A 26,697-nucleotide genomic window follows, 5' to 3' on the forward strand; every position below is an offset into this window, starting at 1 on the left:
AGTTAATTTTGAATTTTTCGCTGGATCCGTTGGGGCTGAAGGGGTTAGTTTTTTCTTGAACAAACGATTGTTTAATTTTTGCTATGCTAGTATAAGAGCGTCATTCTCTTGCTAGGAGGTGGTATTTCTCTGAAATGGAGCAGCAATGAACCTCTGGATGGGAATTAGTCGAAAAACGAGGGGGAAATAGTCAAAAAAGTGGTCGAATTAGTCAAAAAACCTTCTCAAATAATCAAAAAAACAGTTCAATATATCAAGAAACTATAAATTACCAAAACAAAACCTCAATTACATAAAAAAATGAAACTAAAACCCTTTTAAAAACGTAGATTACTTAATTACCTAACCCAAAGGAGCCCTTACTTATGACAACTTCTACCACAACCACTATCCAAGGAACCAAAATCCAACTGAAAAAGCTCACCATCTCAGATTTGCCGCTACTCTATCACTTAATATACGGTGACCCGAACCCAGAATACAAAAAGTGGGACGCACCATACTTCCCACTCGAAATGATCGAAGAGGAAGCCTACATCACCAAAATGACCCAACAACTAAACAAAGGCCGCGATTCCATTTACCTGATTCAAACCAATACAGAAGAGCCCCAAACCATTGGGTGCGTCACCTACTACTGGGAGCACGAACCGTCCAACTGGCTTGAAATGGGTATCATCATTTACTTGCCCGAGTATTGGAATGGCGGATATGGAACTGAAGCTATTAAGCTATGGACGGACTACCTTTTCCAAACAAAACCGCAAATCCCGAGAGTCGGATACACAACCTGGTCCGGCAACTACCGAATGGTAAAAGTCGGCAACAAATTGAATTTTACACAAGAAGCTTGCATACGTAACGTCCGAACCTACCAAGGCAAGCTGTACGATTCCATCCGCATGGGCATGCTGCGCGAGGAGTGGGAACAAACAAAATCCGAATCCACATCCAAACAAAACAAAGGAAACTAACCAACCATGCAAACATACGCAGAACTCACAAAAGAAACCGAACACCAACTTGTCCAACTGCTAACAACAGAAACATGGCCCTACCATGGTACAGAAAATCCAACAAAGGAAGCCATCAAAGCCTCCATCCAACAAGGGAACTATACAAATGAAGGCACCAAAACTTTCCTCATTCAAGACAAAAACAATACTGTCATTGGTATGTTCCGGCTTTTCGACCTGGAAGACCCGACCTGCCTGTTCGACATCAGACTCAAACAACAAGCGAGGGGTCAAAACCGTGGCGCCCATGCAGTAAAATGGCTTACTAAGTATGCATTCACCAACTACCCGCACCTTATCCGAATAGAAGGTCACACCCGAAACGATAACCTGGCGATGCGCAAGACCTTCCACTACAGCGGGTACGTCAAAGAAGCCTACCACCGTAGTGCCTGGCCTCAAAACGGGAAGTTATTTGATTCAGTCGGTTATGCCATCACCCGTACAGATTGGGAGAAGAATATAACAACGCCAATTGATGACCATTTTGCGTTCTAACACTAATTTAAACGTCTAGACAACGAGGCGGGTTCTCTTCCGACAACAACCGAATGGCGTATCCAATATTGGAAACATCCAAATAAATAGTACTGTCTTCACCGAGGTAAACTGCCCGAACCTGCATCTTGCACCATAGCGTGTCAAAGATAGCGTTGATCTGCCCAGGCACACCAGAAATACTATCTAGCAGTTGAATCACCTGATTCTCCTTGTAACGAACACCAATATGCTTCATTACCTTTCGAACCGCGCGAATGTCTCGTTCGCGCTCTTCTTCAGATGTTCCAACAACCATGCGAACAAAATTGAATGTCTTTCCGGCAAGCGTCTGGAAATACCCGTTAATGTTCACACTTTCCTCTGCTAGTCCATTTAAAATACGACTTAGATCCCGATCACTCACGGTAAAGGTAAATTGTGTCCTAATATTAAAATTTAGACATGCGCTTCCCATTCCAATCCACTCCCATAAAACAATCTTTCTTATAGGATATGTGAATGGACTTGGCATGCTTGGACTTTTCCCTATGCAGCTTTTTTGTCTTTCCACCATTTAAACAGAGAGAAGACAAGGATAATGATAATAGTAGAAACTATGACAATGAACTTATTAGGCTCTGTTGTTCCTCCCAATCCACTTTGGGCATACGCCAATTGAGGCAAAACTAGTAATGAAACCCCTAATATAAAAAGACTGATCGCTTTTTTCATAGCATATATCTCCCCTTTTTTATTATATCGAGTTCCTTGTCCACTCTTTTAGCAGATGTTGTAAAATTAGTGTATAAGATATTTTTATGCTTAATAGATTATATGAAAAACAGAGGGAGGTATGTACCATGAACTTTCAAATGAAAGAAGCAATGGAGATACTCGAACGTACACCCAGTACATTAGATCAATTATTAGTGGGGCTTTCACCAAGCTGGTTGACCTGCAACGAGGGGGAAGGGACCTGGAATGCTAAAGAAATCATTGACCATTTGATGGAAGGGGAAAAAGTAAACTGGATTCCGCGTCTCCGGTTTATTTTGCAAGAGGGCAATAGCAAGCCGTTTCCAGAGTTTGATAGGTTCTCACATTTACATGTAAATTCGGTCGGGACAATAGAGCAGAAGCTGCAAAAATTTAAAGAGCTCCGGGAAGGAAACCTACAAACACTAACACAACTAATTGACCCTACTATTCATATGGAGCTAAAAGGTATCCACCCAGCCCTGGGCGAAGTAAAAGTGCGAGAGTTAATTTCCACATGGGTAGTCCATGATCTTACTCATATTACCCAGCTAACCCGTGTCCTCGCAAAAAGATATAAAGAGGATGTTGGCCCGTGGAAGGAATATTTAGGGATTATACGAAACTAGGGATTATCTTTTGCGTCCATTTAGTAACTATATTAAAAAAGATAGCAACGGAGGATCAAATTGAACTTTTTTACTATCATCAAAAACAAACAGGAATATTGGCTAGTAGATCAAATCAAAAAGGAAGAGGTACCAACAGAATCGTACATACGGGATTTATCAAATATCTTAGAAGAAATGAAACGTCAGGAAATTGGTTATTTGTCGCTACTAATGGACGAAGAATATGAAAACTGGCTACTTGATAAGAAGTTCTCAAAAATCTCAAGCATCGTGGAGTATACAAGGAAACTGGAAGATTTGACAGTAACGAACGACCTAATTATGAAGCACTCTCTTGCAGAAGGATTAATTGGAGACCAAGAATATTCACAGCTTTATGAGCTTTGCCGGTCAGGAAGTGCTAACAAGAATACGAAGCAATCAATCGCCCAAGTGATGAGTTCGCTAGAGAATGAATTGGGACCTGAATGGCGCAAGCATTGTTATTATTTTTTGAAAGATGGAGCTTTTGTAGGAATAAGTATCCCTCATATTGAAAGGGTTACCGAAGATGAAGGGAGATTATTTTACTTCGGAGTAGTACCAGCCTTAAGAGGGCAGGGGATGGGTACGCATATTCATCAAATCAGTATGGAGCTACTCAAGAAATTCCACGCCACCTATTATGTCGGCAGCACCGATGTGAACAATACCAACATGATAAAGATTTTTGAAAAAAATGGTTGTGAGCTTCGTGATAGAAAAGGGATATATAAGATACAGGAGAGTACTTAATATGTAGGTATTTTTGCAGTTTTAACTGTATTTTTCCCCTCAAGCAAATTAGAGGTAAACAGAACACTTTTTTGTTAAGGTTAGTTGGAACAGATCATAAGGAGGTAAGATAAGGATGTCTACATTGCTCGAAGAAATTAAAGCTTATAAAGACGTATTTAAACAAAAGGCTCCTGAAGAAAAGCAACGTTTAATGGCGCAAGCAACAAAAGAATTAGAGGAGTCCGGAGTGGCACAGGGGCTAAAAGAGGGAGAGAGAGTACCTGATTTTACCCTTCCTGATGCAACCGGCAAAATGGTGTCCATTAAGGAAGAGCTTGAAAAAGGACCAGTGATCCTAACATTTTATCGCGGCGGCTGGTGCCCTTACTGCAATCTTGAATTAAAAGCCTATCAGCGGGAATTAGACACTATCAAAAATGCTGGTGCAACATTAATCGCCATCAGTCCACAGACACCTGATGCTTCCCTGTCTACAAAGGAAAAGAATGAACTTGAATTCTTGGTTCTTAGTGATGAAGGCAATCAAGTAGCGGAACGATTTAACTTGGTTTTTAAAATGCCGGATTATTTAGTAGAGATATATAAAGGTTCTGGCTTAAGTGTTCCGGACCATAATGGAAATGATGATTGGGAATTACCAAAACCAGCTACGTTTGTCATTGAACAGAAGGGTAACATTGTATTTGCAGATGTTGATTCTGACTATACAAAACGTGTAGAACCGGGTAAAGTAATAGAGGTTTTAAAGAGTATGTAACAAGAAATATTATACAAAAATGGCTCGGGATTCTATTCCCGGGCCATTTTTTTGGAAAAAGTGCATGATAAGTGTTCATAATAATAGAATTTTTACAAAAATATTATAATAATTTAACAACTAAACGATAAGACTGCCTTATACTAGTATAGTAAATAGTTTATAAGGAGTTGGAAGAATGAAAAGGTCTGTAAATTTATCATTAGTTTTTGCTCTTATTTTCTCGTTTTTTGTTCCTATTTTTGAAAAGGAAGAGAACGTGTATGCGACAACCACTAATAGCGTGGTTGTGAACGAAATTGCATGGATGGGAACAACATATAATTACACGGATGAGTGGATGGAATTACATAACAACACAAATCAGCCGATTGACTTAACAGGTTGGACACTAAACGCTCAAGACGGATCTCCTTCTATTAACTTAGCTGGGCAAATCCCTGCAAACGGATTCTTTTTGCTAGAAAAGACAGATGATCAATCAGTAGCAGGTATAGCTGCAGATTTGATTTACAGCGGTTCGCTTGGAAATGATGCTGAAAATCTGGAGTTGCGCGATGCGAATGGTGTTTTAGTAGATTCTGTGAATGCTTGGTATAGTGGGGATAACACATCCAAGGCTACAATGGAAAGAGTAGACCCAAATGGTTTAGGAACGGTTGCTGGAAGTTGGGGAACGGCTACAAATGTGTATGATGGGGGATATGGAACACCTTCTAATAGCTCAACAGTAAATAGTGGCGGATCTACCGGTGGCGCAACAGGAGGTAATATTTGCGGCGATACAACCGAGCATTTAAACAACGTATCAAGTGAACTATTTGCCATTAATGTCTACTTCAATAAATGTGCAATGACTGATTATGCTACAACAGGAAATGCAGCTAACTATAACGTAAACCTTGAAGATCGTTTAATTGAAAGACTAAACCAAGCGACAACAAGTATTGATTTTGCAACGTATGAAATTAATCTACCACGAGTGGTGGATACGTTAATCAACAAAGCATCACAAGGAGTAGATGTACGTGTACTTGCGGATGCAAAGGATGCTACAGACCCTCACTATGTGGAACGTTTTACTACGATGAGATTATATATAGAGGAAATGGTTAGAGGAAAAGATAATATTGTTGGTACAAATGACGATATTCACGTTTTCTCTGATTCTGCGATGTTAGCAGTAGAAGATACAACCTTAAGAGAGAAACACGGATTACCTCCTGTTCCAAACGATTTCGCCTATGGCACGTACACGATTGGAAGCACCAATCAAACTGGCTATCTATTTGTTGATGCCGAACAAAAAACAGATGGGACTTATTATTCTCCTGATGTTCAAATGCACAATAAATTTGCGGTGGTAGATGATAAATGGGTATTTACAGGTAGCTGGAATTTCACGGTTACTGGATTATATGGTTCAGAAGAGAATATGGCAAACGGTGTGTTAGGCGGGAATCAACAGCACGTAGTAGAACTTCATGCCCCTGAAATTGCCAATGCCTATGAAACAGAATTTAACGAAATGTGGGGCAGCAATACATTGGCTCCTGATCCAATGGTTTCTAATTTCGGAACAGGAAAGACAGACAATACTCAACACTTGTTCAATGTCGGTGGGAAAACAGTAGAAGTTTATTTCTCCACTGGAGATGATGCGCTAGGCCGCATGAGAGAACTAGTCAAAAATGAAGCAGACATCAATACCTATTTCACAATTTTCGCATGGAGTGACCAAGGACTTGTAGACGAACTGAAAAAGAAATATGAAGGTTCTTACAATGACTTAGAAGGAACGTTAACTGGATTTGATGTGAAAGGATTATTTGACTCTAGCTTCTGGAATCAATGGTGGAGTGCTAGTATAGATATGACAGGCCGTACTGCAACTCAGACAAGCGTAGATAATCCAAACACTCGTTGGGCCAACCCGGCACCAGTATATCAAGGCAAAGAAGACCGAAAACTTCACAGCAAAACGATGTTAATCGATGCAGATACAACAAGTGATCCAACAGTAGTGGTAGGTTCCACCAACTGGAGTAACAACGGAAATGACGTCAATGATGAAAACATGCTAATCATTCACGATACAGCAATAGTTAATCAATTTGTCCAAGAATTTAATGCCCGTTACCTGAATGCAGGTGGAAGTTTAAACTAATAAAACTTTATCTAGAGCACAACCATGAAAAGATGGTTGTGCTTTTTTTATGCTTGCAACTTTAACTGCACAACGTGAAACTTTTAAACTATTCACTCGTATAATTACTAAAAGATGCCAGTTAACATACAGGAGGTGTTATGATGGGGAAATTCTTAATGTATTTTTTCTGGACTGTAGCGATAGGGTTTATTATCTTTAGCGGTTCGAGGTATGAGCTGCAACTAATGGAAAAAGGTCAAATGAATTATAACTTATGGCCTGCGGTGATATTTGCAACTGTTTTCCCAGTCTTAATCGGAATACTTCTTCGTTTGCCAAAGCTAATAACAGAGATAAAGCGTGACAAAGCATGGTCCGTGAATTGGATAAAACTATTGGCAGTCGGACTCCCAACCCTTTGGTGCCATTACTTTCTTTCACTAATTTAGGTAAATACCTTCCGTTTGCGATAGACATAATTCATTTAGATATAACTAAAATTGCTGGTTTGATTTTTGGATATGTGTTGTTGGATAGTTTGAAGAAAGATTAATAGGAATCTGGCAATAGATTGGAAGGGTTATGCAGGATAATGTCGAAATTGTAGATATTCGGTTTACGGCTTTGAATCATGTGATAAGGGGACTTTAGTAGCGTTTGCCAACTTTCAATAAATTTTTCCAACATCTTTCTGGCGCTATTCAAGAAATATGGATAGCGCTAGATTTTTATGATCTAGGAGAGTGGTTACTTGAATAATCTTTTTGAGCAAATGAAGACCGGCAATAAACAGCAACAGAAGGCATATGCAGCTATTAATGAATTAAAGATTTTAGATGATCTAAACGATTATTATCCCTTCCTATGTGGAACGATCCCTATTGATATTGATATCAAAGGATCAGATTTAGACATTATCATGGAAGTAAAGGACTTAGATTCTTTTGCACACGAATTACAAACTCTTTATGCTGATAAAGAAAATTTCTCTTTGAAAAGAAAAATTATCCTGGGGAAAGAAGTCGTGAAGGCGAACTTTACTTTTCATGATTTCGAGTTTGAATTATTCGGTCAAGCTCAGCCTGTCCAAAAGCAGTTTGCATACCTTCATATGAAAATTGAATATGAGCTTCTGCAAAGAGATCCAGGTTTAAGAGGAAAAGTAATTAGCCTTAAAAAGCAAGGATATAAAACGGAACCGGCATTTTGTAAGCTTCTAAACATTAGCGGAGATCCTTATGAAGGCCTTATCTTGTACGGTGTGGAAGAAGGAATTGTACAGATATAGCGAGGTACCAAACTTAGTGGAAAAGGTGAAAAAAATGGTAGATAAAATCAAAACAGTACCGGAGACAAAGTCATTCTTTATAGGATTGACTTTGGTGCTAGTTACGCCATTATTATTTCTATTATCAGATTTCTTTCCAGAAATCCCTAATTGGATAATAATTTCTACAGCAGCATTCATCAACTTTTTTTCTATTATGTTTATTTTGAATGCAGCGGAAAAACGGCATTCACGGCGGGTAAGAGGTAATGAGTAGTAACAGGGAGGGAGCTTTTTTGGCAGCATACAAGATTATTCTATTCGATTTAGACGGAACGCTTTCAGATCCGAAAGAAGGCATTACAAAATCTGTTCACTATGCGTTAGAAAAAATGGATATTTTGGAACCTGACACAGATAAACTAGAGACTTTTATCGGTCCACCACTACAAGTTTCTTTCGCGGAGTATTATGGGTTTGACCAAAAAGAATCAGAACGTGCTATTGATTTTTATAGAGAAAGGTTTAAGGAGAAGGGAATGTATGAAAATGTCCTATATCCTTCTATCCACTTGCTGTTAGCATCTTTAAAGGAAAGCGGATATGTGTTGGTGGTTGCAACGTCAAAGCCTACCGTTTTTGCTGAGCAAATAATCAAGCACTTTGAGTTAGAGCAGTATTTTCAACTGATTGTCGGAAGTAACCTCAATGGAACAAGGTCCTCCAAAACGGAAATCATTCAACACATACTTGATAAATATACTGAATTTTATCCCAATGACTTTGTGATGATTGGAGATCGAAAGCACGATATCATTGGAGCGAAGAATACAGGGATAGACTCCATTGGCGTGACGTATGGGTACGGGTCTCGGGAAGAAATAAAAGAGGCGGAACCGACTTACACCGTTTCTAGTGTGGAACACTTGATGGATTTGTTGCTTGGAAGCAGGGTCTAAAATGGCTTTTGAAAAATGTAAGCAAATAAACGAATTGATGGCTGGCTTCAACAAAGACTGGTTTTTTGCGGGTGGTTGGGCAATCGATCTTTTCTTAGGAAAAGAAACGAGAGATCACCATGATGTGGAGATCGGTATTTATAGGAAGGATCAAGTGGAACTAAAACGGTACCTTTCTACTTGGGACTTTAGGAAAGTAGTACACGGTGAGTTTTTAATTTGGGGCGATGAGTTTTTAGAATTGCCTGTCCACGAAGTACATGCTAAGAAGGCAGGTGGGGACTTAGAAGTTCTCTTAAATGAGACAGACGGTGAGAGTTGGATATTTAGAAGAGATAGAAGAATTACATCTCCACTAGAATCATTCATCCGTTTTACAGAAGCAGGACTGCCATACTTACCTCCAGAAATTGTTTTACTATATAAGGCGAAGAACACAAGAGATAAAGACCACATGGACCTTATGTCTGTTAAAGAAGCACTCGAATCGGACCAACTACGATGGCTTAAGCAAGCAATCAGCATTCATGAACCAACACATGAGTGGTTACAGGTATTAAAATAAATAAAAAATTTAAACCATAAAGGGGAGAGCTAGCAGAAATGCTTATCATTATTACCATAGCTGTTTTTATATTTTTATTCGACTTTGCTAGGATTAGAAAACAGAATCAAACGCTAATTGAACAAAATGAAAAGATCATATCTATATTAGAGGAAATAAAAAACAAATAAGAGAAGGATTTTAAGAGTGCTTCCCATAGAGATAAGAAGGCCGAGAACGGAAGGTATTAATGAGTTGCATCAATATTTTAGGACAGTGATTAGGGCGAAGTCTATCATTATATGATTTGGAGAATTAAAAGTGAGGCTTAAACAAATTGAAGTTGTTTCGCGTTTTAATAAGTAAAAGGTTACTAAGGAAACCATTATGAGAAAATATATACGATAAATGGTAATAAGAAGGAGTAGATTATCATACATAACGGCTCAGAAGTATTATTTAGAATAGGTTTAGGAGACATTTACCTTCAAGAGTTTTCCGTAGAAGATGCAGAAAATATATACAAAATATCCAATCAACCAGAAATTTCTAATTTCTTGCCAGATTGGAAATCGACGAGGGAACAAAGGGTAGACTGGGTCACAAATTACGAAATACCGGCAAATAAAGCATTCTTAGAGGCTGCTAAAGCAAATAACATAGACAATCAATTTTTAAAACTAGGTGTATTTATTAGTGCAACAGATGAATTCATTGGCTGGTGCTGTACGGGAATAAAAGAGGAACTCCCTGCTCCGAATAGAGAAATCATGTATGCCATTTCATCCGATCATCAAGGGAATGGATACGCTACAAAAGCGTCATTAGGGCTAATAAACTACTTATTTTCATTCACGAATTTAGAGATTCTTAATGCAGTGGCGTTAATGAATAACCTATCATCCAATAAAGTTATGGAGAAATGCGGGTTTTCTCTTCAGGGGAAACTTACGATAGAAAATGAGTTATATAATTACTATGTATTGAGAAAATCAGAGTGTAGACCTTCACTATAAATATCAAACAAATATTAAAAAAAACGCGTGGAAAGCTATCCAAGCGTTTTTTTATAACCACTTAGTAAGTCAGGTGATTTAAAAGTATTATCTGGTTCTCAACCAATCAATTAAGGCTCCAATAAAAGTACCTAAAGCAATTCCTAGAGCTAGATTATCAAGTGCCGCTCCAAGTGCAGCCCCTATTGCAATACCAGTACCTATGAAAACACCCTTCCCTCTCCCTTTTTTATCCAAAAGACCACTTCCTTACTTTCTTTTGTTATTAATAAATTTATTATTATTCTATCATTTACTTGAATATGTAAGGAGATACAAATAAAAAGTTCCTGTTAGCCTCCTATAATTGAAGCAATAATTACTTATTTTCTACTTTTTCGATTTCTGATTATTACACTAGCTTGGATAACAAAGCTAATCACCTAAGAGTTAAAAATTCATGAGTGAATCATTTCGTATTGTCATTTTGACGAAATAAGTTACGTGTAGTTGCAAAGATATGCACAACTACAAACAATAATTACTTTCTCATTTATTTTATTTTAGGAGGTGTATGATACAAAAGGGGAATAGAAGATACAGAAGAAACGTGCAATTAACATATCGGCCAAATAGAAGCTTCCTGGTCCAATGAGCTTTTTTTTTTCTGTAAAGAAGTAATAAACTTTAAAATATTTGAAACAATTTCACAAACTCAATCGTCCAACCATTGCGTATAGAGAAAAAGAGGGGATAATGTGAACGAAAACGAGAGAGATCAATTATTAGAGAAAGTTATGCTGGAGTATGGTGATCAGTTGGCAAGACTTGCTTATGCCTATGTAAAAGAAGAAGAAATAGCAAAAGACCTTGTGCAAAATACTTTCATTAAATGCTATACCAAAATATCGGATTTCAGACATGAATCTACCATAAAAACATGGCTATACAGAATTACCATTAATGAATGTAAGGACTATCTAAAGAGTTGGGCGTATAAAAAGTCGAGAATGATAGAGATATATTATGGGAATGAAAGGAGCGCCATGTCAACAGAAGAGGAGGCACTAAAAAAGTGGGAAATGGGAAGGGTGAAGAGCTCTATTTTTACATTGCCAACAAAATACCGTGAAATTATTTTCTTATACTATTATGAAGAATTGAAGATGGAGGAAATCGCTGAACTTCTAGGTCTGCCAATTAGTACGGTTAAGAGCAGGATAACTAGAGGAAGAGATAGGCTGAAGCAGGAAGTGGAAAGGAGGGAAATCTATGAACAATAAGGAGAAAGATACTTTTTTCGAAGTCTTTGATAGAGTGAAATTCAATGATAATGATAGAAAGAAAGTTTTCCATAAACTCCATGAACGTAAAGATAAGAAGCTTACTTTTTTGGGCTTTAGTCCAGTAGTACTCTCCTCAATTCTAGGAATAGTAACCGTTGTTTTATTGATGGTTTTATGGTCTTCTCCAAATGCGGTAATTCAAGAGCAACAGCAGGTTAATAGCTCACCCACTGTAAAAAAACAAACAGGGGTCTTTTTCATTACAAACGAGAATCTAAGGGCACCGTTAAATATTGTATATTCCTATAATCCTTCGGCTAAATCTTTAGATGTACTGTCCGTTCCAAGAGATCTCTATGTACCAATTTTTAGTTCGGAAGGTAAAAAAATTGGAATGGATAAAATGTTACATGCTTATGCGTTTGGTGGAGAAGAAGGTGTTAAACAAACTCTTTTAAATTATTTTCAAATTAAAGATGATTCATTTTCAGGGATAACAGAAGAAGAGTTTATTAAATATGTTGATCAAATTGGCGGAATTTCATTGAAGTCAGATGATGAAGTTTTAGGTGGAGAAGAAGTGTTAACTTCCCTTTCAGATAGAAATCTAATGACGGAGAACGAGGAAAAGAAACATTATGAAATATTAACAGCTGTATTGGAACGTCTATTGGAAGACCCAAAAGAATTAAACATTTTGGAGGGGGTTCCGGAAGAAGTAGAGGTAAATACTATCCAAATTGCTGATAAAGTAAATGCTGAAAAAATAGAGGGGATCTTTTATTTCATCTTAGAAGATGAAGGCTTGGAGGAAGTGAAACGTAGTTTAAAGGAATAAAAGAATTTTAAGGAATAAAACAAGAGTGGTAGTTTTACGTCCCTAAACGTAATCACCGCTCTTTTTTTTATCAAACATAATGCAACATATAAGCAAAAGAAACGTATACCTTATAAAGGGGTGAGCGCAGTGTGGAGGAAGTACCTCAATCCGTTGCGAGTAAGAAATGCAGCTGTGTGGATGTTATTTGTGGGAGGGTTTAGCAATTTTTTTGGGCAGATTTTTAACATTGCGTGGTTAATTTATTTATCAATTATTGTCATAGTTCTGTTTAGTATCGTCTCCTTTATTTTTTGGAGATGTCCAAATTGTAAGAAACGGCTTCCTTTCAGGTATTATAAGGAAATTGAGTTATCCTATGCCTACGTATGCCCAAGGTGTGAAAAGCGTTTCTTTGATGATGGGACAATGGAGTAGATGGTTAACCATGAGATGATTAAGTTGAGCAAGATCATACATAATAACGCATTAACACAAAATGTGAGGTTTCTAAAGGAGTCTGAGTAAGGATGAAGAAGAGGAACGTGTATATCATTTCTGGGCCATGTGGTGTGGGAAAGTCGACCATCACTAAAGGGCTTGCTCATAAATTAGAGGAAGCGGTACTGATTGAGGGGGATTTGCTTAGCGCCATGTTTGTAGGGGAAGCACAGCCGCTCTGGGAAGAAAAGCTTTCTATCGTCTGGCAGAACTTGAGCAGTATGACCAAGAACTTTTTGCTGAACGGATATGATGTTGTTATTGATTATGTGGTGGAGGATGAGTTGGAATGGTTTTGCAGGGAACTTCATCAAACAGGGGTGGAAGTGACACTTCACTATTATGTCCTGCGTGCTGACCCAGAAGTGCTAGCGGAGCGTATCACCAAACGCGGAGACACCGACATGATTCCTCGATCTTTGGAACTTCTCCACCAGTTGGAAAATAAAAAAGAAAACGTGCCTCACTTAGTTGACACAACCAACAAAGAGCCCAATGCCATCATAGAAGAAATCAGGCGCAAGATCACACATTATTATCCTTGACAGATCCCTTTCAAATTCTTACCATAAAAGAAAGAGATGAACGGAAGGGGAATCGAAAGCCTAACAATGTGGAATAGCCTTTAATGAAAATTGAGTAACTGGATAGAGTCAGCTGTTCCTACCAAGGGATTAGTCCGACCGTCCATCATTTCATTAAAGGGATACACATGTTGTGGAGTCGATACCCCACTTGAAACAGGTGCCTTTGGTGCACCTGTTTTTTTATGGGAAAAACATCTCTTTTATCGGACCGAACTTGTTTATACCCTAACAATAGGAGGGTTATTTTATGAATAGAATAGCAGTCGTTACAGGAGCAAGTCGTTTAAAAGGAATTGGAGCAGAGGTGTGCAGGCAGTTGGCGAAAGCTGGCCATCCTGTATTTTTTACGTATTGGTCGCCTTATGATGAAGAGATGCCATGGGTTTCTGAAGCTAGAGATCCTCAACTTTTAAAAGAAGAGTTGGAGGGATTCGGTGTTCCAGTGGGAATGATGGAGCTCGACCTCACAAGTATGGAAGCGGCTGATGTGCTGTTTCAAAAAGTGAGAGAGAATCTTGGTGAGCCAAGTATTCTGGTAAATAACGCGGCCTACTCCACAAACGACGATTATCGCACGATAACAGCGGAGGATCTGGATAAGCATTATCTCGTAAACATCCGGGCTACCACTCTATTAAGCAGCAGATTTGCTCAGCAGTTCACCTTTGGGAGCGGCGGACGGATTGTTAATCTCACATCGGGCCAATTTCGAGGGCCGATGCCAGGCGAGCTTTCTTATGCAACGACGAAAGGCGCGATTGATGCTATGACCATAACGTTAGCGGCAGAGGTTGGGAAACTGGGAATTACGGTAAATGCAATCAATCCAGGCCCGACAGATACGGGTTGGATGACAGAGGAAATTAAGTCAAGTCTTTCTGGCATGTTCCCTTCCGGACGGGTAGGGGTGCCAAGTGACGTGGCGCGGACTATAAAGTTTCTCGTCAGTGAAGAGGCAGAATGGGTGACAGGACAGATTATTCACTCAGAAGGTGGGTTTAGGAGGTAAAGTTATGGAAGAGATGCGTGTTCGACTAGAGTTGGTGGGAAGTTCGGATCGCTTGAGTTTTTTGCCGTACTTGGTAATGGCGGATGAGAGTGAGAGCGTGGTGAAAGAGTATATTGCGGAGGGGCAAATGCTCGCGATTGTTGTTGGTGATGACTCAGTGGCCGGTGTGGCCTTGTTTGTGGAAGAATCAAAGGGTGTGATCGAGCTGAAAAACATCGCGTTGGACCCTGAGTTTCGTGGCCGCGGGCTGGGGAAGCGGGTTATTGATATCGCTTTTGAGGTATTCAAGAGACAGGGTTTCCGCAAGATGATTGTCGGCACTGCCAACTCCAGTATTGCCAATCTTTCTTTTTACCAGAAAGCAGGGTTTAGGATGGTGGAAATAAGGAAGGACTTCTTTTTGAAATATCCTGAACCAATTTTTGAGGATGGGATTCAGGCGGTAGATATGGTGATGTTTGAGCGGGTGTTGGATGAGTTGTAGATAAGTAGATTTAATATGCCTGAAGCATTTAGTGGATGTGTGGAAAGGTCAAATAGAGCGCGTCTATATGCCCGAAGTGGTGTTGAAAAAGGAGGAAAGGTCCAATAGAACGCGCCTTTTCTCCCGACGCAGTCGCTGGATGTGTAGAAAGGTAAAATATAAAATGCCTATCATGGAAGTAATGCGCTCCAGAATTTTGGAGCATTTTTTTGTGTGAAGCGAATAGCAGTGTACCATTTAAATGTGACAAATTGTAAACAAAATCCAACTCATTTTTAACAAAATTTTCAAAAAACATTTGAGTATTCCAATCTATTTTGAAATAATTGGAGATAGATTATCTTAGCAGATAGGAGGAGGTCGGATGCCCTGGAAGAGTTTCATCATTTTTACAATTATTGCTTACATCGTCCTATCACTACCTAGTATTTTTAGTGTGGGATATGTAATCGACTGGGTCCCTGAAACAACGAATTTCCAAAAGGCAAAAGGATATGTAGTGGAAGGGCTAATAGCCTATTCTCTTCTTAAACTTCCTGTAGCAACCTTAGTAGGTTTATTGGCCAGTTTACATAAAAGTAAAAGAAACAAATCATAGCCCATCTGAAACCTTCCTAACACACTGCTGAGGTGATAATGTTGAAAAGACCTATATTAATAACGTTCCTTTCCCTGAGCCTAGTTGGTTGCGCATCAACCAAAGAGCCCATCCTAACTAAATCCACAGAAGAAGCATCTTGGGCCTACGAATTTGTTCGAGTACAGGAAACCTCCTTTCAGCTGACCCAGAAAGAAGCGGAGGATAGCGTTAAAGGAGACCTGATCGGTAAAGTCCAACGCAATATTGTGGATATGGATACCGCCGAGGAGTTAATTGAAAAGCATCTAGATAGTAATTCCTTACCGCCTGGGACAGCCCTTTACAAACACACCAAGAATAACAACTTCATCCTATACGAGTGGAAAGACAAATACTATATTGCAGAGAAAAAAGACTGAATGTTGAAAAAAGGGGGATCCGATGGAACTAAAGAAAGAATCTCTTAAATTGTCTGTTTCTGTTATTTTGGCTCTGATTTTCACTATCCTGCTCATTTTTTTTCCTAGAGGAGGGTACTATGGGGAAATCCCTATGAATCTAGAAGATGGTGCATTCCAAGGATTTCAACTTTCTCTATTTTTTGAAGTATATAAAACAAACATCATCCAGTTCTTTCAGTATATTTGGGACCACCAGAGTCTTGGAGGAACTATGTTCTCTGAAACTTCCGTAGAAAAAGAACTACTTCGGTATTATCCGAAAAGCCTACTTATCATTGTGATTGGATTTGTGGTCAGCATTATTTTCGGTGTTTTAAAGGGGGTTTTTGATTACCGCCATACATATACAAAAAAGAATTTGTTTGGGAACGGAACTACTTGGCTTTTCCAGTCGATCCCTGATTTCTTCGTCGTCATTATCGCATTTTATCTTGCTTTCTATTACCTGCCGATGGGCTTAATTTTCAGCAATCAGAATTGGTACAGCTTTGCCGCGCCGGCCTTGCTGGTTTCCGTTTATCCGACGATGTATGTCGCGCGCATGACGTGTGTGTCGCTTTTGAATCAAGATGGTCAGGACTATATTCGAACAGCTTTTGCTAAGGGGTTTAAAGTCAGTCAGGTTATCAACCGCCATATTTTGAGAAACAGTGCGCTTGACTTGATTGCGCACCTGCCGACCATTATGATGGTGGTTATTTCAAACATGTTGATGGTGGAGTACTTGACTGGCTATGCTGGAGCAGGGAATCGGATGTTTGTAGCATTAGGCGGAAGACAGAACACGGTTGGGTTCGGTACCTCAGACATTGAAGCGGGATTAGTATTTGGTTTCGCTCTTTGTTTTATAGTAACCGTGCTTGTCGTTCATTTTGTAAAAATGATTATGCTGGCAAAGCTCAGCCAGAAGGGAGCGTAGGAGATGCGAAAAAACACAGCGCTTTGGACCGGAGGATTTTTTCTTGTGCTATTAATCTTGGTAGCCGTTTTCGGTTCCTCTTTTTCATATGTTAAAGAGGGGTTAGAAGGGAAACGATTAATCTTCCCAGAGGCTGGGGGCATCGTATCAGCGCCTTTCCCTCCATCAGCTGACTACCCGCTTGGCTCTGACCATGAAGGCAGGAACATGGTAAGTCTTCTTGTCATGGGAGCCAAGGATACATTATTACTTATTTTTTTAATAACAAGCATTCGTTATGTGGTAGGTGTTGTGCTTGGTGCGATTGCATCCTTAGGGGGAAGTGTAATCTCAAATGTCCTTAACGTGTGGGATCAGATTTTCTCCAGCATGCCGGTAATTTTCTTTGCCATTTTAGCGTTTAATCTACCACTTTTAATTTATGCAGAAAATAGGTTCTGGATTGTTATTTTCAGCATAGCATTGGTGGAAGTGGGGCGTGTGGGCGTGACAGTTCGTGATCAGCTAATGCATGTAAAAACAAAGCCTTATATTGATGCGGCTCGTACAGTTGGTGTCACCAATTTCGGTCTTGCCAAAAATCATTTCTTGCCTTCACTTCTCCCTACCATGCTTGTTAATTTTTGCTTTGATATTGGAAGGGTAGCGCTGATTATCGGCCAGCTAGGGATTTTCTCTATTTTTATTACGATGCAATTTGTAGAGGTTCCGCCTGGTGGAATGTTTCAGTTGGTAAACACAAGCTTCAATTGGCCGACCATTTTAGGGGATGCCCGAAAAGATATTTATACAGCCGTGTGGATTCCAGCGGCTGCAGCGATTGCGATTATGTATGTTATTTTGACCTTTAATATTTTAGGTGAGGGATTGAGAAGTCACTTTAACCGTTTTGGGATGTGATGTGTGTTGAAAAAATACAGTTTGTTGCTATTGATGGTGACCTTGTTGCTGGTGGCTGTACTCACAAACCCCAGCGAGGAAGAGTACCTTGAGATGACAGGGGAGCCAATTTATGAAAAGTTGCCGGAGGGGCTGGAAATGGAAGTTGAACGCGTGAACCTTTTTCTCTTTTCTGCTTATACTCCGGTAGTAGCGGGGGAATACGGCATTACCCATTTGGGGATCTATGGAAGTTTCTTTCAAATTTCGGAAGGACAATTCGACTACCCGGGTTGGTTGGAAGTGTTTAATTGATTGTTTTGAGAGAGGAGGGTGTCATTGGATTACAATGAATACCACTACAAACAAACACACTAGGAAAGCCGTGGTCTTACTTCGCCCGTTACAGCTGGGATACGAGTAAAGTAACACTTGGTACTTGGATTGTTGTCTTGCTTTTTCGGAAATCCCATTTGTTGGTTTCACCGTACTATTAGTAATAGCTTTTGGTGATCACAACGGAAGCTTGAAGAACTTTGCTAAAGCCTCCATGATTCTTATCGCAGCGGGGTATATCTCTGTTACCAAGCTTCAATGCGAAAAAGAAATTTGGTAACAGAGAGCGTCTCTCTAATCCCGAAACGAGCATGAGAGAAGGAAAACGGTAACAGAGAGCGCCTCTCTAAGCCCGAAACGAGCTTGCAAGAAGAGAAACGGTAGCAGAGAAGCCCTCTCTAAGCCCGAAACAAGCTTGCAAGAAGAGAAACGGTAGCAGAGAAGCCCTCTCTAAGCCCGAAACAAGCTTGCAAGAAGAGAAACGGTAGCAGAGAAGCCCTCTCTAAGCCCGAAACAAGCTTGCAAGAAGAGAAACGGTAGCAGAGAAGCCCTCTCTAAGCCCGAAACAAGCTTGCAAGAAGAGAAACGGTAGCAGAGAAGCCCTCTCTAAGCCCGAAACAAGCTTGCAAGAAGAGAAACGGTAGCAGAGAAGCCCTCTCTAAGCCCGAAACAAGCTTGCAAGAAGAGAAACGGTAGCAGAGAAGCCCTCTCTAAGCCCGAAACAAGCTTGCAAGAAGAGAAACGGTAGCAGAGAAGCCCTCTCTAAGCCCGAAACAAGCTTGCAAGAAGAGAAACGGTAGCAGAGAAGCCCTCTCTAAGCCCGAAACAAGCTTGCAAGAAGAGAAACGGTAGCAGAGAAGCCCTCTCTAAGCCCGAAACAAGCTTGCAAGAAGAGAAACGGTAACAGAGAAGCCCTCTCTAAGCCCCAAACAAGCTTGTAAGAAGAAAAACGGTAACAGAGAAGCATTCTCTAAGCCCGAAACGAGCTTGCAAGAAGGAAAACGGTAACTGAGAACCGCCCCCAAACCCCTTCAGCAGTGAACACCTCCATAATAGGACAAGAATGGAACTTTTTCCTGATCAATTTCGTATTACTACTAGAGAGACAACCATACAACTCTTACATAATACGAGCGTTCAGTGGTTTAAGTATTTTATTTAATTAGAAATAGAAACCAACAGGAGTTGTACTAAATGGGATTGTTTTTTGAAAAAGTAGGACGGTCGAAAAGTTCTAAGCCAGTAGTGGTAGTTAGAATAATAGTGGCTATAGCAATGATTGTATTATTTATCCTTGGAATTTGGGATGATTTTAATAGCACGTATCTAGGGTTTGTCATTCTTATGGCGGGATTGATGAATGTTATGAATGGTGTAGAATCGCACTATCATCGTGATGAAAAAAAGGTCTATATAATGGATTACACTCTAGGGATTTTGTTTTTGTTTATGGCAATCACACAGTTGGGGATAATCTGATTGGGCAGAGTGTTTATCCATTAATGAGGGGGAAATATAATGATTTTACATACGGAGATATCTGGCCATGGCAAACCATTAGTGTTATTACACTCTGGAGGCATGACTGGCTCAACGGAATATATAGAGCAAACAGAATTTTTTGTTGAAAGAGGGTATATGGTAATACGCCCAGATTTAAGAGGTCATGGGAAATCAGGAGGAAGTATAGAGAGATATTTTAGTCACTGCGCTAAAGATATATATGAAACATTAGAACATCTTCAGGTTGATTCCTGTCATATTGCAGGTGTATCAGTGGGAGGAGTGGCAGCACTCTTATTCGCAAAGTATTATCCTGAAAAAGCAGACTCCCTTTGTTTCTCTGGAATCTTCCCAATTAAACCTGATAACTGGGACGAGCTATCAAAGGAAGAAGCTGCAGCGCATGAACAGTTATTTGAAAATGAAGAGGCTGTTGCTTTTTTAAATGAAATTCATGGTAATAACGATTGGAAAGCATTGTTACATTCCTTCCAAGCAGAAGATTTTTACCCTTTTGAAGAAATAGGGGATGTAGGAAACCTGACTGTGCCTACACTCTGTTTAGTTGGTGAAAAACATAACATGGAAGTGTCTGCCGCTATTACATTTCAAGACAAGAATCCTAATATACATATGGCAGTCATCCCGTTTGCTGGACATTTAGTGCATCGAGAACAGCCGGATCTATATTCTCATACATTCGAAAGCTTTCTAAATATATATCAGAAAACCATATCTCAAGGCGTCTCATGAAAGAATTAATCACTACAGGGTTGATCTCCCTCGTTATCCTTTCTGCCTGCAGTTCAGATAGCAGTAGTGGGGCGTATGTTTATTGGACAGAAAAAACAGACAACCAGATTCAACAATTAGATCATGCAAAAATAAATTATGAGATTAGGCATGGAGATATCTGGATTAGGGAAAAGGATACTAGAAAAGTAGTGGCGTGTTGTAGCTGAGGAGAGCTATAATGCAGTGAGAGTCTAATAATGTATCTTCTAACATTCACTGAATTAGAATGGTAGGTGTAAAAAATGAATGAATCTGTTCCGCATTCCGAAACCGAAAAAATGAATAGTAATGCAGTGTTATCACTAATCTTAGGAATTATTTCTATTATAAGTTGCATCATTAGTTTTTTGAGCATGCTTTTTGCAGTTCCGGGCTTTGTCCTTGGCGTGATAGGTCTTAATGAGATTCACAAAACGGATCAATTAGGAAAAGGATATGCCAAGGCGGGCTTAGTATGCAGCCTAATTGGAATAATTTTGCCGCTTATCATTATCCTTATTAGTTTGTTATTTTTCGAATCGACGGACTTCATCATGGACGTCATTTAAGGTTAAAAGGACAGCCCTCGTTTGGTAAGGGGGCTGTCCTTTTATACTTTTTAATATAGTAATTTTTAAACCAACGTTTGATTAAGAAAATTTTGAAGCTATGGCGCTGTAGGGTAAAAACTATTTTTAAGGAATTAACTTTTGAAAAAGGTGTAGTGATATAATTCACAAACCTGCCACCATTCAATACGAAACGACAAATTTCCCGGGAAACCCTTATTTTGAAATAGATCTTTTTATACAAACGTTTGTTAAATAAAATTTGAACCCCTTGAGTAGCAAGAGGTTCAGCGGAAAAATCGAAATTAACTTTTGAAAAAAGTATTGTAGGAAATTTTCATTTTCCTAATAAAAGAAATTGACATCTATTTGTCGAATTCTATGGTGCTTGAAACCCGTAAATCGCTATAAAGAGTAATAATGCCCACCCGCACACACTAAGTGAATTTGCCGCAATCAGCCAACCCTTTGGCCACCCTTTTACTCTAAATAGAGTGACAAGTAATCCTACAACACCAAAGGCAATGGGAATGAAGAGCGTTACTCTGTTGAACAGCTCAACCATTGTTGAACCCCAAGAAGTCAGAAAGGCAACCAAAGGAATGGCTGACAATAGAAAGAAAAGTGAACCCAATATGGTGGCACGTTTTTGCATAAACTTCCCCCCTTATTCCATAAGTTTATTTTGCTGTTAAAAGAAAAACAACAGATTTTTTACAAAAATGGTGGGCCTGGGTATCTGTCCCCTAACTCGCTTCTCCCTTTGGTAACTCATCAATCAGCTTATCCAAATAGCGTATTTCTCTTATGGTTGTTTCTTCAACTTCCTCTACTCGGACACCGCAAACGACTCCTTTAATTATGCTCCGCGCTGTGTTCATTAGGGGAGCTTCAACAAAAAAGGTTTCGAAGTCTGTTTGTTAATAAGTGCTTCTATCCGGCCTGGCTGTAGCCTGTTAATCGACGAATAATCTCATCCACTTTTACTATCGTACGTCCCTTTTTTTCTGCCTTCGTAACGTAATGGGGGTAGACACTTGCAAAAATGGACGGATAGATGCGGTGCTTTTTCATGATATACCCGCCCTTAAAAATTTCCTTTATTGTACCAACTTAAATTTAGAATGATGTACTAACCATTGTCAGTATATATAACTTGTGATGCATAAAGAAGGGTGGAGATGTTTTGTTTTTTCATATGAAGGAATTACAGTATGAAGCCAAGCCTGATAAGCCTGATCCCATATTTGCAACAAGGTTGCAAGAAATATTGGGTGGGCAGTTCGGAGAAATTTCGGTTGCTGTTCAATATTTGTTTCAAGGCTGGGGAACAAGGAGACATGATAAGTACCGGGATTTATTGATGGATACGGGGACCGAGGAGCTCGCCCATGTTGAGATGCTTGCAACCATGATTGCAAGATTGCTCGACAATGCACCGGTGAAAGCTCAAGAAGAAGCGGCACAGAATCCTGTAATGGCAGCAATTATGGGAGGGATGAACCCGCAATACGCCATTGTTTCAGGTCTTTCAGCAATGCCAGTAAACAGCGTTGGTGTACCATGGAACGCAGGATATGTCATTGCCAGTGGTAATCTGCTAGCGGATTTCAGGGCAAATCTAAACGCCGAAACACAAGGGCGTTTGCAGGCAGTCAGATTATATGAACAAACAACAGACCCGGGAGTAAGAGACATGCTGTCATTCCTTATTGCCAGGGATAGAATGCACCAAAATCAATGGTTGGCAGCAATTTATGAATTAGAAGCGCAAGAAGGAGTAATCGTTCCAAGCACATTCCCTACATCCAAAGAAAAATCGGAAGTCTCTCATACGTTTATTGCTTTATCAGAGGGAGAAGAGAGTAGCAAAGGCAATTGGGCGAGTGGCGCTGCTCCAGATGGATTAGCTAATTTTGAATACTTAAGCATGTCTGGGGCATGGGGAGGAAAGCCAATGCTAAATCCTGCTCCAACAGCCTTTCATAATACCCCGCCATCTGTAAAATAAAGAAAGGGCGTTTCGATTAACATGTCTGTGATCGAAACGGCCCTCTCTAACTACCCTTTAGATATCTCCACAATTCCTTCTTCCTTCAAACCAACCTCACCTTGCTTGTTCAGCTTTACTTTTTCATCATCCTTCAGGTTGGTGAACACAATTGGTGTCATCAAGGAAGGAGCATTCTTCCCGATGAAATCCATATCAAACTTAAGGAGTTCCTGCCCCTTTGTAACAGTATCCCCTTGTGAAACGAGTGCTTCAAACCCTTCCCCTTTTAGATTCACCGTATCAATTCCTACGTGAATCAAAATTTCGTGTCCTTCGTTGGATTCAATTCCAATTGCATGCTTGGTCGGGAACAGGTTAACAATTTTCCCGTCAACAGGAGAGACGACAAGTCCTTCTGCAGGTTCAATGGCAAAGCCGTCACCCATCATTTTTCCAGAGAAGACTTGATCGGGAACATCGTCAAGTGGTTTGATTTCCCCTTTGATAGGAGCGATAAATCCGCCTTCCGTTGACTTGGTTTGCATCGCATCAGGATTGATCTCTTCAATTTGCTGCTCAACTTCTTTGTTTGTGTCTGTTTTAGCAGGACGAGGTGTCTTCCCGTCCATAATATCTTTGATTTGTGATTTTAACGTATCTGATTTAGGTCCGAAAATAGCTTGGATGTTGTTGCCGACTTCTAGAACACCTGAGGCACCAAGCCTTTTTAAGCGAGCTTTATCGACCATGGAAATTTCGTTTACCGACACGCGAAGTCTCGTGATACAAGCATTCAAGTGGGATATGTTTTGCTTGCCACCCATCGCATCTAATACGTCATGAGGGAGTTCGCCAGCAGTAGAGGGAGAGGCTCCATCTTCCTCCTCGTCCACTTCCTCACGACCAGGTGTTGCAAGATTGAATTTTGTTATAGCAAAGCGGAAACCGAAATAGTAAATGACGGAAAATACAAGACCTACTGGAATAACAAGCCACCAAGCGGTTCTGTTTGGTACGATTCCGAACAGCAAGTAGTCGATGACCCCACCTGAGAACGTCATCCCTATTTTTACATCTAAAATATGCATCACCATGAACGAAAGACCTGCAAACACCGTGTGAATTGCAAATAAAACAGGTGCAACAAACAGGAACGAGAACTCAATTGGTTCTGTAATACCCGTCAAGAAAGAGGTAAGCGCAGCAGACGCCATAATTCCACCGACTACTTTCTTCTTTTCAGGACGGGCGGTATGATAGATCGCAAGTGCCGCGGCAGGAAGTCCAAACATCATAAACGGGAATTTACCTGTCATAAACGTTCCGGCAGTAGGCTCGACCCCATCACGCAGCTGCGCAAAGAACATCGCCTGGTCCCCGCGGACAATATCTCCAGCCTGGTTGGTATAGGATCCAAACTCGAACCAAAACGGAGAATAGAAAATATGATGCAGACCGAACGGAATGAGGGCCCGTTCAATGACACCAAAAATAAAGGCGGACAACGTTAAGTTTGTGTTGATCATACTTTCCGACAGGGTGTTCAATCCACCTTGAATCGGCGGCCAAACAAAGGACATGACAATACCTAACACAACGGCAGAGGCAGCCGTTACAATCGGGACAAATCGCTTCCCAGCGAAGAAACCGAGGTATGATGGCAACTCGATATTGTAGTACTTATTGTACATGAAGGCCCCGAGGATACCGACAATTACCCCGCCAAACACACCACTCTGAAGCGTATTGATTCCCAATACATTCGCATATGCCGGGTCATCAAGCATCCCATCATCTACGCCAAGCACTACACCCATGGTGGCATTCATGATGAGGTAACCGATGATCGCGGCAAGTGCGGCAACCCCCTCACCACCTGCAAGTCCAACTGCCACCCCAACGGCAAACAGTACAGGGAGGTTACTGAATACAATTCCTCCGGCAGCATCCATGACGCTCGCCACTAACTGAATCCAATCCGCTCCAAGGAACGGCATCAACTCCAGCAAATTTTCCTCTTTCAATGCAGCCCCAAGCGCAAGCAAAATCCCAGCCGCCGGTAGAAGTGCAACCGGAAGCATCAACGCTTTCCCTACCTTCTGCAACACACCAAATAATCTTTTCAAGGATAATACCTCCCATATATGTAGATTTCAAAGTGTTTTTAATTTCCCCAAAACAGGGAGTTTTAAACAATGGGTTGAGAGGACAGGTACGGGCGACCGGTTTGTGCCGCTGTGCCTGTCCCTAAACATCACATGCTAACACTGCTGTAGAAATTATTACCATCTTCCTACGCGTGTGGTACTATAAATTTAAAGACGGAATATTCCTTCATTTAAAAGTAGGGAGATGGGAAAATGGAGTTATTTCAAACTCAATACGATTGGATTAAACGAACAAGGGAAACGCTATTTCATTATTGTGAAGGCATGGCACATGATGATTATGTAAAAGAAATGGAGAGCTTTGGCGGTGACTCGATCCGAAATCTTCACGTACATGTGGCCACTTGCTATCATTTTTGGCTCGGTACACATGGTCTTAGTAAATCAATCGGAAAAACTGAACCAAAAGACATTAAAACCGTTCAAGATATGAGGGGCCTTTTCCAAAAAACGGATGAAATCGTGGAGGAATTTTTGCTGAAGTATCAAGGGAACTGGAATCATACCATTCCATATACCTTCAAAAGCGGTGAAACCTCTGATTTTAGCACACTTTGGCTTTTCACCCACACCTCGACTCATGAATTCCACCATAAAGGACAGATTGTTAAAATTGGTCGCCAACTTGGGTATACGCCGCCTGATACGGATCTCATCGCGCCGGAGGTAAAGACATGTCAATCTTAACGAAAGATCAATTGGAAATCGTGGAACAGTCTGAGATTGATGCACTTGAAGATAGATTGCTGAGAGTTGCAAGCATCAATGAAAATGCTATGGGCGTTGAACTAAAGAGATATGGGAATGCCGTGGCATTCTCTGTGAAAAGTATTCCAGGTCCATCATTCAATACGGTGAAGGGAATTAGCGGAGAGAATATAGAAGATTTGGATGACATAGTAGAATTTTATTCTAGTAAAGGCATTCCTCCTAGGTTTGAAGTGACACCAGGCAATGCTTCAACTGACCTTTTCAGGAAATTTAGTTCATTGGGCTTTTTTCAGAGTGGCTTCCACACGGCTCTCTATAGGCCCTTATCCATTGAAGAAAGAACGGACATGAGGGCAGAGAGTGCTATTCAAATAGAGGAAATCAGTCTCGCGAATTTTGATATTTTTGGTGAGTTATACACGAAAGGTTTCGGGATGCCCGTTGCATTCAAGGACTATGTGACGGCAAATAACAAGGTTCTTGCAGAGAGCGACAATTGGATTTTTTATTTGGCGCATGTAGGCGGTGAGCCAGTTGGAATCGCAGTCTTGTTTATAAAAAATGATGTGGCCACATTGGCTGCATCTGCAACCCTGCCTGAATTCAGAAACAAAGGCGTTCAAACAGCACTCATTCAAGAGAGGATGCAACAGGCTGCTAATGCAGGGTGCCGATACTTGGTTGGGCAAGCGGCATTTGGCAGTGTAAGCCAAATGAACATGGAACGAGCTGGATTGAAGATTGCTTATACGAATGCGGTTTGGGAGAAAATTCAACGGTAAAGAGGG

At 40.3% G+C, this 26,697-nt stretch carries 34 protein-coding genes and 1 pseudogene; 29 read left to right on the plus strand and 6 right to left on the minus strand.

Translation table 11 applies throughout. From position 1 onward, the window contains the following. The first annotated feature begins 365 nt into the window (after nt 1–365). Nucleotides 366–974, plus strand: a complete 609-nt coding sequence (locus AAV98_RS03000) for a GNAT family N-acetyltransferase (protein ID WP_060664082.1) — start codon at nt 366–368, stop codon at nt 972–974. Between the two features lie 6 nt (nt 975–980). Next, complete coding sequence (locus AAV98_RS03005; protein ID WP_060664083.1) at nt 981–1,514, plus strand: GNAT family N-acetyltransferase; 534 nt, start codon at nt 981–983, stop codon at nt 1,512–1,514. Nucleotides 1,515–1,521: 7 nt separating this feature from the next. Here AAV98_RS03005 and AAV98_RS03010 read toward each other — a convergent pair whose 3' ends face one another. Together AAV98_RS03010 and AAV98_RS03015 are read right to left on the minus strand one after the other, a co-directional pair. Then, nucleotides 1,522–1,971: a hypothetical protein gene (locus tag AAV98_RS03010; RefSeq protein WP_060664084.1), complete on the minus strand. Its 450-nt coding sequence runs from the start codon at nt 1,969–1,971 to the stop codon at nt 1,522–1,524. A 71-nt stretch (nt 1,972–2,042) separates the two neighbouring features. After that, a complete protein-coding gene (locus AAV98_RS03015; RefSeq protein ID WP_060664085.1) occupies nt 2,043–2,228 on the minus strand; it encodes a hypothetical protein in 186 nt (61 codons plus the stop codon). Nucleotides 2,229–2,356: 128 nt separating this feature from the next. On the opposite strand from AAV98_RS03015, the gene AAV98_RS03020 reads away from it, so the two are divergent. The 10 genes from AAV98_RS03020 to AAV98_RS03065 all read left to right on the plus strand — a co-directional run bounded on the left by AAV98_RS03020 (nt 2,357) and on the right by AAV98_RS03065 (nt 10,353). Then, entirely contained in the window at nt 2,357–2,881 is a 525-nt protein-coding gene (locus AAV98_RS03020; RefSeq protein ID WP_060664086.1) for a DinB family protein, read from the plus strand. 60 nt (nt 2,882–2,941) lie between these two features. Continuing rightward, complete coding sequence (locus tag AAV98_RS03025) at nt 2,942–3,658, plus strand: GNAT family N-acetyltransferase (protein ID WP_060664087.1); 717 nt, start codon at nt 2,942–2,944, stop codon at nt 3,656–3,658. 115 nt (nt 3,659–3,773) lie between these two features. Then, a complete protein-coding gene (locus tag AAV98_RS03030) occupies nt 3,774–4,418 on the plus strand; it encodes a peroxiredoxin-like family protein (protein WP_060664088.1) in 645 nt (214 codons plus the stop codon). Between the two features lie 178 nt (nt 4,419–4,596). Further along, nucleotides 4,597–6,585 carry a phospholipase D-like domain-containing protein gene (locus tag AAV98_RS03035; protein ID WP_060664089.1) on the plus strand — a complete coding sequence of 663 codons (1,989 nt, stop codon included), beginning with the start codon at nt 4,597–4,599 and terminating at the stop codon, nt 6,583–6,585. Nucleotides 6,586–6,725: 140 nt separating this feature from the next. After that, a complete protein-coding gene (locus AAV98_RS03040; RefSeq protein WP_156317588.1) occupies nt 6,726–7,016 on the plus strand; it encodes a hypothetical protein in 291 nt (96 codons plus the stop codon). Between the two features lie 323 nt (nt 7,017–7,339). Then, nucleotides 7,340–7,855 (plus strand): DUF4269 domain-containing protein, encoded by a 516-nt coding sequence (locus tag AAV98_RS03045; protein WP_060664377.1) that lies wholly within the window; start codon nt 7,340–7,342, stop codon nt 7,853–7,855. Continuing rightward, nucleotides 7,842–8,111: a hypothetical protein gene (locus tag AAV98_RS03050; RefSeq protein ID WP_060664091.1), complete on the plus strand. Its 270-nt coding sequence runs from the start codon at nt 7,842–7,844 to the stop codon at nt 8,109–8,111. Before AAV98_RS03045 ends, AAV98_RS03050 begins: the two co-directional genes overlap by 14 nt. Before the next feature lie 19 nt (nt 8,112–8,130). Next, the gene (locus tag AAV98_RS03055) at nt 8,131–8,793 is read left to right on the plus strand and encodes an HAD family hydrolase (RefSeq protein WP_156317591.1); all 663 of its coding nucleotides are present in this window, start codon (nt 8,131–8,133) and stop codon (nt 8,791–8,793) included. A 1-nt stretch (nt 8,794) separates the two neighbouring features. Further along, nucleotides 8,795–9,358 (plus strand): nucleotidyltransferase domain-containing protein, encoded by a 564-nt coding sequence (locus AAV98_RS03060; RefSeq protein WP_060664093.1) that lies wholly within the window; start codon nt 8,795–8,797, stop codon nt 9,356–9,358. Between the two features lie 410 nt (nt 9,359–9,768). After that, nucleotides 9,769–10,353, plus strand: coding sequence for a GNAT family N-acetyltransferase (locus AAV98_RS03065; protein WP_060664094.1), 585 nt, complete (start codon nt 9,769–9,771; stop codon nt 10,351–10,353). An 87-nt stretch (nt 10,354–10,440) separates the two neighbouring features. Here the strand turns inward: AAV98_RS03065 and AAV98_RS20495 are convergent, their stop codons facing one another. Further along, a complete protein-coding gene (locus AAV98_RS20495; protein ID WP_197284228.1) occupies nt 10,441–10,590 on the minus strand; it encodes a hypothetical protein in 150 nt (49 codons plus the stop codon). Nucleotides 10,591–11,090: 500 nt separating this feature from the next. Between AAV98_RS20495 and AAV98_RS03070 the strand changes: the two genes are divergently transcribed. From AAV98_RS03070 to AAV98_RS03135, 14 genes are all read left to right on the plus strand, one after another. After that, nucleotides 11,091–11,615 carry a sigma-70 family RNA polymerase sigma factor gene (locus tag AAV98_RS03070; RefSeq protein ID WP_082380752.1) on the plus strand — a complete coding sequence of 175 codons (525 nt, stop codon included), beginning with the start codon at nt 11,091–11,093 and terminating at the stop codon, nt 11,613–11,615. Continuing rightward, on the plus strand, nt 11,605–12,456 hold the full coding sequence (locus AAV98_RS03075; protein ID WP_060664095.1) for an LCP family glycopolymer transferase: 852 nt from the start codon (nt 11,605–11,607) through the stop codon (nt 12,454–12,456). The genes AAV98_RS03070 and AAV98_RS03075 overlap by 11 nt, the downstream gene beginning before the upstream one ends. Nucleotides 12,457–12,965: 509 nt before the next feature. Continuing rightward, the gene (locus tag AAV98_RS03085; protein WP_060664097.1) at nt 12,966–13,481 is read left to right on the plus strand and encodes an AAA family ATPase; all 516 of its coding nucleotides are present in this window, start codon (nt 12,966–12,968) and stop codon (nt 13,479–13,481) included. A gap of 289 nt (nt 13,482–13,770) precedes the next feature. After that, the gene (locus AAV98_RS03090; RefSeq protein WP_060664098.1) at nt 13,771–14,532 is read left to right on the plus strand and encodes an SDR family oxidoreductase; all 762 of its coding nucleotides are present in this window, start codon (nt 13,771–13,773) and stop codon (nt 14,530–14,532) included. A 4-nt stretch (nt 14,533–14,536) separates the two neighbouring features. Further along, nucleotides 14,537–15,016, plus strand: coding sequence for a GNAT family N-acetyltransferase (locus tag AAV98_RS03095; RefSeq protein WP_060664099.1), 480 nt, complete (start codon nt 14,537–14,539; stop codon nt 15,014–15,016). A gap of 364 nt (nt 15,017–15,380) precedes the next feature. After that, nucleotides 15,381–15,614: a hypothetical protein gene (locus AAV98_RS03100; RefSeq protein WP_060664100.1), complete on the plus strand. Its 234-nt coding sequence runs from the start codon at nt 15,381–15,383 to the stop codon at nt 15,612–15,614. 38 nt (nt 15,615–15,652) lie between these two features. Next, nucleotides 15,653–16,015 carry a hypothetical protein gene (locus AAV98_RS03105; RefSeq protein WP_156317593.1) on the plus strand — a complete coding sequence of 121 codons (363 nt, stop codon included), beginning with the start codon at nt 15,653–15,655 and terminating at the stop codon, nt 16,013–16,015. Nucleotides 16,016–16,037: 22 nt separating this feature from the next. Beyond that, nucleotides 16,038–16,976, plus strand: coding sequence for an ABC transporter permease subunit (locus tag AAV98_RS03110; protein WP_060664102.1), 939 nt, complete (start codon nt 16,038–16,040; stop codon nt 16,974–16,976). A 3-nt stretch (nt 16,977–16,979) separates the two neighbouring features. After that, entirely contained in the window at nt 16,980–17,876 is an 897-nt protein-coding gene (locus AAV98_RS03115; RefSeq protein ID WP_060664103.1) for an ABC transporter permease, read from the plus strand. A 3-nt stretch (nt 17,877–17,879) separates the two neighbouring features. Then, nucleotides 17,880–18,170 (plus strand): hypothetical protein, encoded by a 291-nt coding sequence (locus AAV98_RS03120; protein ID WP_231687680.1) that lies wholly within the window; start codon nt 17,880–17,882, stop codon nt 18,168–18,170. A 1,215-nt stretch (nt 18,171–19,385) separates the two neighbouring features. Continuing rightward, a complete protein-coding gene (locus tag AAV98_RS03125; protein WP_060664104.1) occupies nt 19,386–19,670 on the plus strand; it encodes a hypothetical protein in 285 nt (94 codons plus the stop codon). A 39-nt stretch (nt 19,671–19,709) separates the two neighbouring features. Next, the gene (locus AAV98_RS03130) at nt 19,710–20,447 is read left to right on the plus strand and encodes an alpha/beta fold hydrolase (RefSeq protein ID WP_060664105.1); all 738 of its coding nucleotides are present in this window, start codon (nt 19,710–19,712) and stop codon (nt 20,445–20,447) included. Then, nucleotides 20,444–20,656, plus strand: a complete 213-nt coding sequence (locus tag AAV98_RS20140) for a hypothetical protein (RefSeq protein ID WP_156317595.1) — start codon at nt 20,444–20,446, stop codon at nt 20,654–20,656. The genes AAV98_RS03130 and AAV98_RS20140 overlap by 4 nt, the downstream gene beginning before the upstream one ends. 75 nt (nt 20,657–20,731) lie before the next feature. After that, nucleotides 20,732–21,037 carry a DUF4190 domain-containing protein gene (locus tag AAV98_RS03135; RefSeq protein ID WP_060664106.1) on the plus strand — a complete coding sequence of 102 codons (306 nt, stop codon included), beginning with the start codon at nt 20,732–20,734 and terminating at the stop codon, nt 21,035–21,037. Nucleotides 21,038–21,416: 379 nt separating this feature from the next. Here the strand turns inward: AAV98_RS03135 and AAV98_RS03140 are convergent, their stop codons facing one another. Then, nucleotides 21,417–21,692, minus strand: coding sequence for a hypothetical protein (locus tag AAV98_RS03140; protein ID WP_060664107.1), 276 nt, complete (start codon nt 21,690–21,692; stop codon nt 21,417–21,419). A 91-nt stretch (nt 21,693–21,783) separates the two neighbouring features. Continuing rightward, nucleotides 21,784–22,111: pseudogene (locus AAV98_RS03145) on the minus strand (DUF2200 domain-containing protein). A 112-nt stretch (nt 22,112–22,223) separates the two neighbouring features. Here AAV98_RS03145 and AAV98_RS03150 point away from each other — a divergent pair. Continuing rightward, the gene (locus AAV98_RS03150) at nt 22,224–23,048 is read left to right on the plus strand and encodes a manganese catalase family protein (protein ID WP_060664108.1); all 825 of its coding nucleotides are present in this window, start codon (nt 22,224–22,226) and stop codon (nt 23,046–23,048) included. A gap of 50 nt (nt 23,049–23,098) precedes the next feature. On the opposite strand, the gene ptsG is transcribed toward AAV98_RS03150, so the two are convergent. Then, the gene (gene ptsG / locus AAV98_RS03155; RefSeq protein ID WP_060664109.1) at nt 23,099–25,156 is read right to left on the minus strand and encodes a glucose-specific PTS transporter subunit IIBC; all 2,058 of its coding nucleotides are present in this window, start codon (nt 25,154–25,156) and stop codon (nt 23,099–23,101) included. Between the two features lie 234 nt (nt 25,157–25,390). Here ptsG and AAV98_RS03160 point away from each other — a divergent pair, with 234 nt between their 5' ends. Together AAV98_RS03160 and AAV98_RS03165 are read left to right on the plus strand one after the other, a co-directional pair. Further along, nucleotides 25,391–25,885, plus strand: a complete 495-nt coding sequence (locus AAV98_RS03160) for a DinB family protein (RefSeq protein WP_060664110.1) — start codon at nt 25,391–25,393, stop codon at nt 25,883–25,885. Continuing rightward, nucleotides 25,873–26,691 carry a GNAT family N-acetyltransferase gene (locus AAV98_RS03165; RefSeq protein ID WP_060664111.1) on the plus strand — a complete coding sequence of 273 codons (819 nt, stop codon included), beginning with the start codon at nt 25,873–25,875 and terminating at the stop codon, nt 26,689–26,691. Before AAV98_RS03160 ends, AAV98_RS03165 begins: the two co-directional genes overlap by 13 nt. Nucleotides 26,692–26,697: the final 6 nt, after the last annotated feature.

The sequence above is a fragment of the Bacillus sp. CHD6a genome (assembly GCF_001293645.1).
In the GTDB taxonomy this organism is placed as follows: domain Bacteria; phylum Bacillota; class Bacilli; order Bacillales; family Bacillaceae_I; genus Sutcliffiella_A.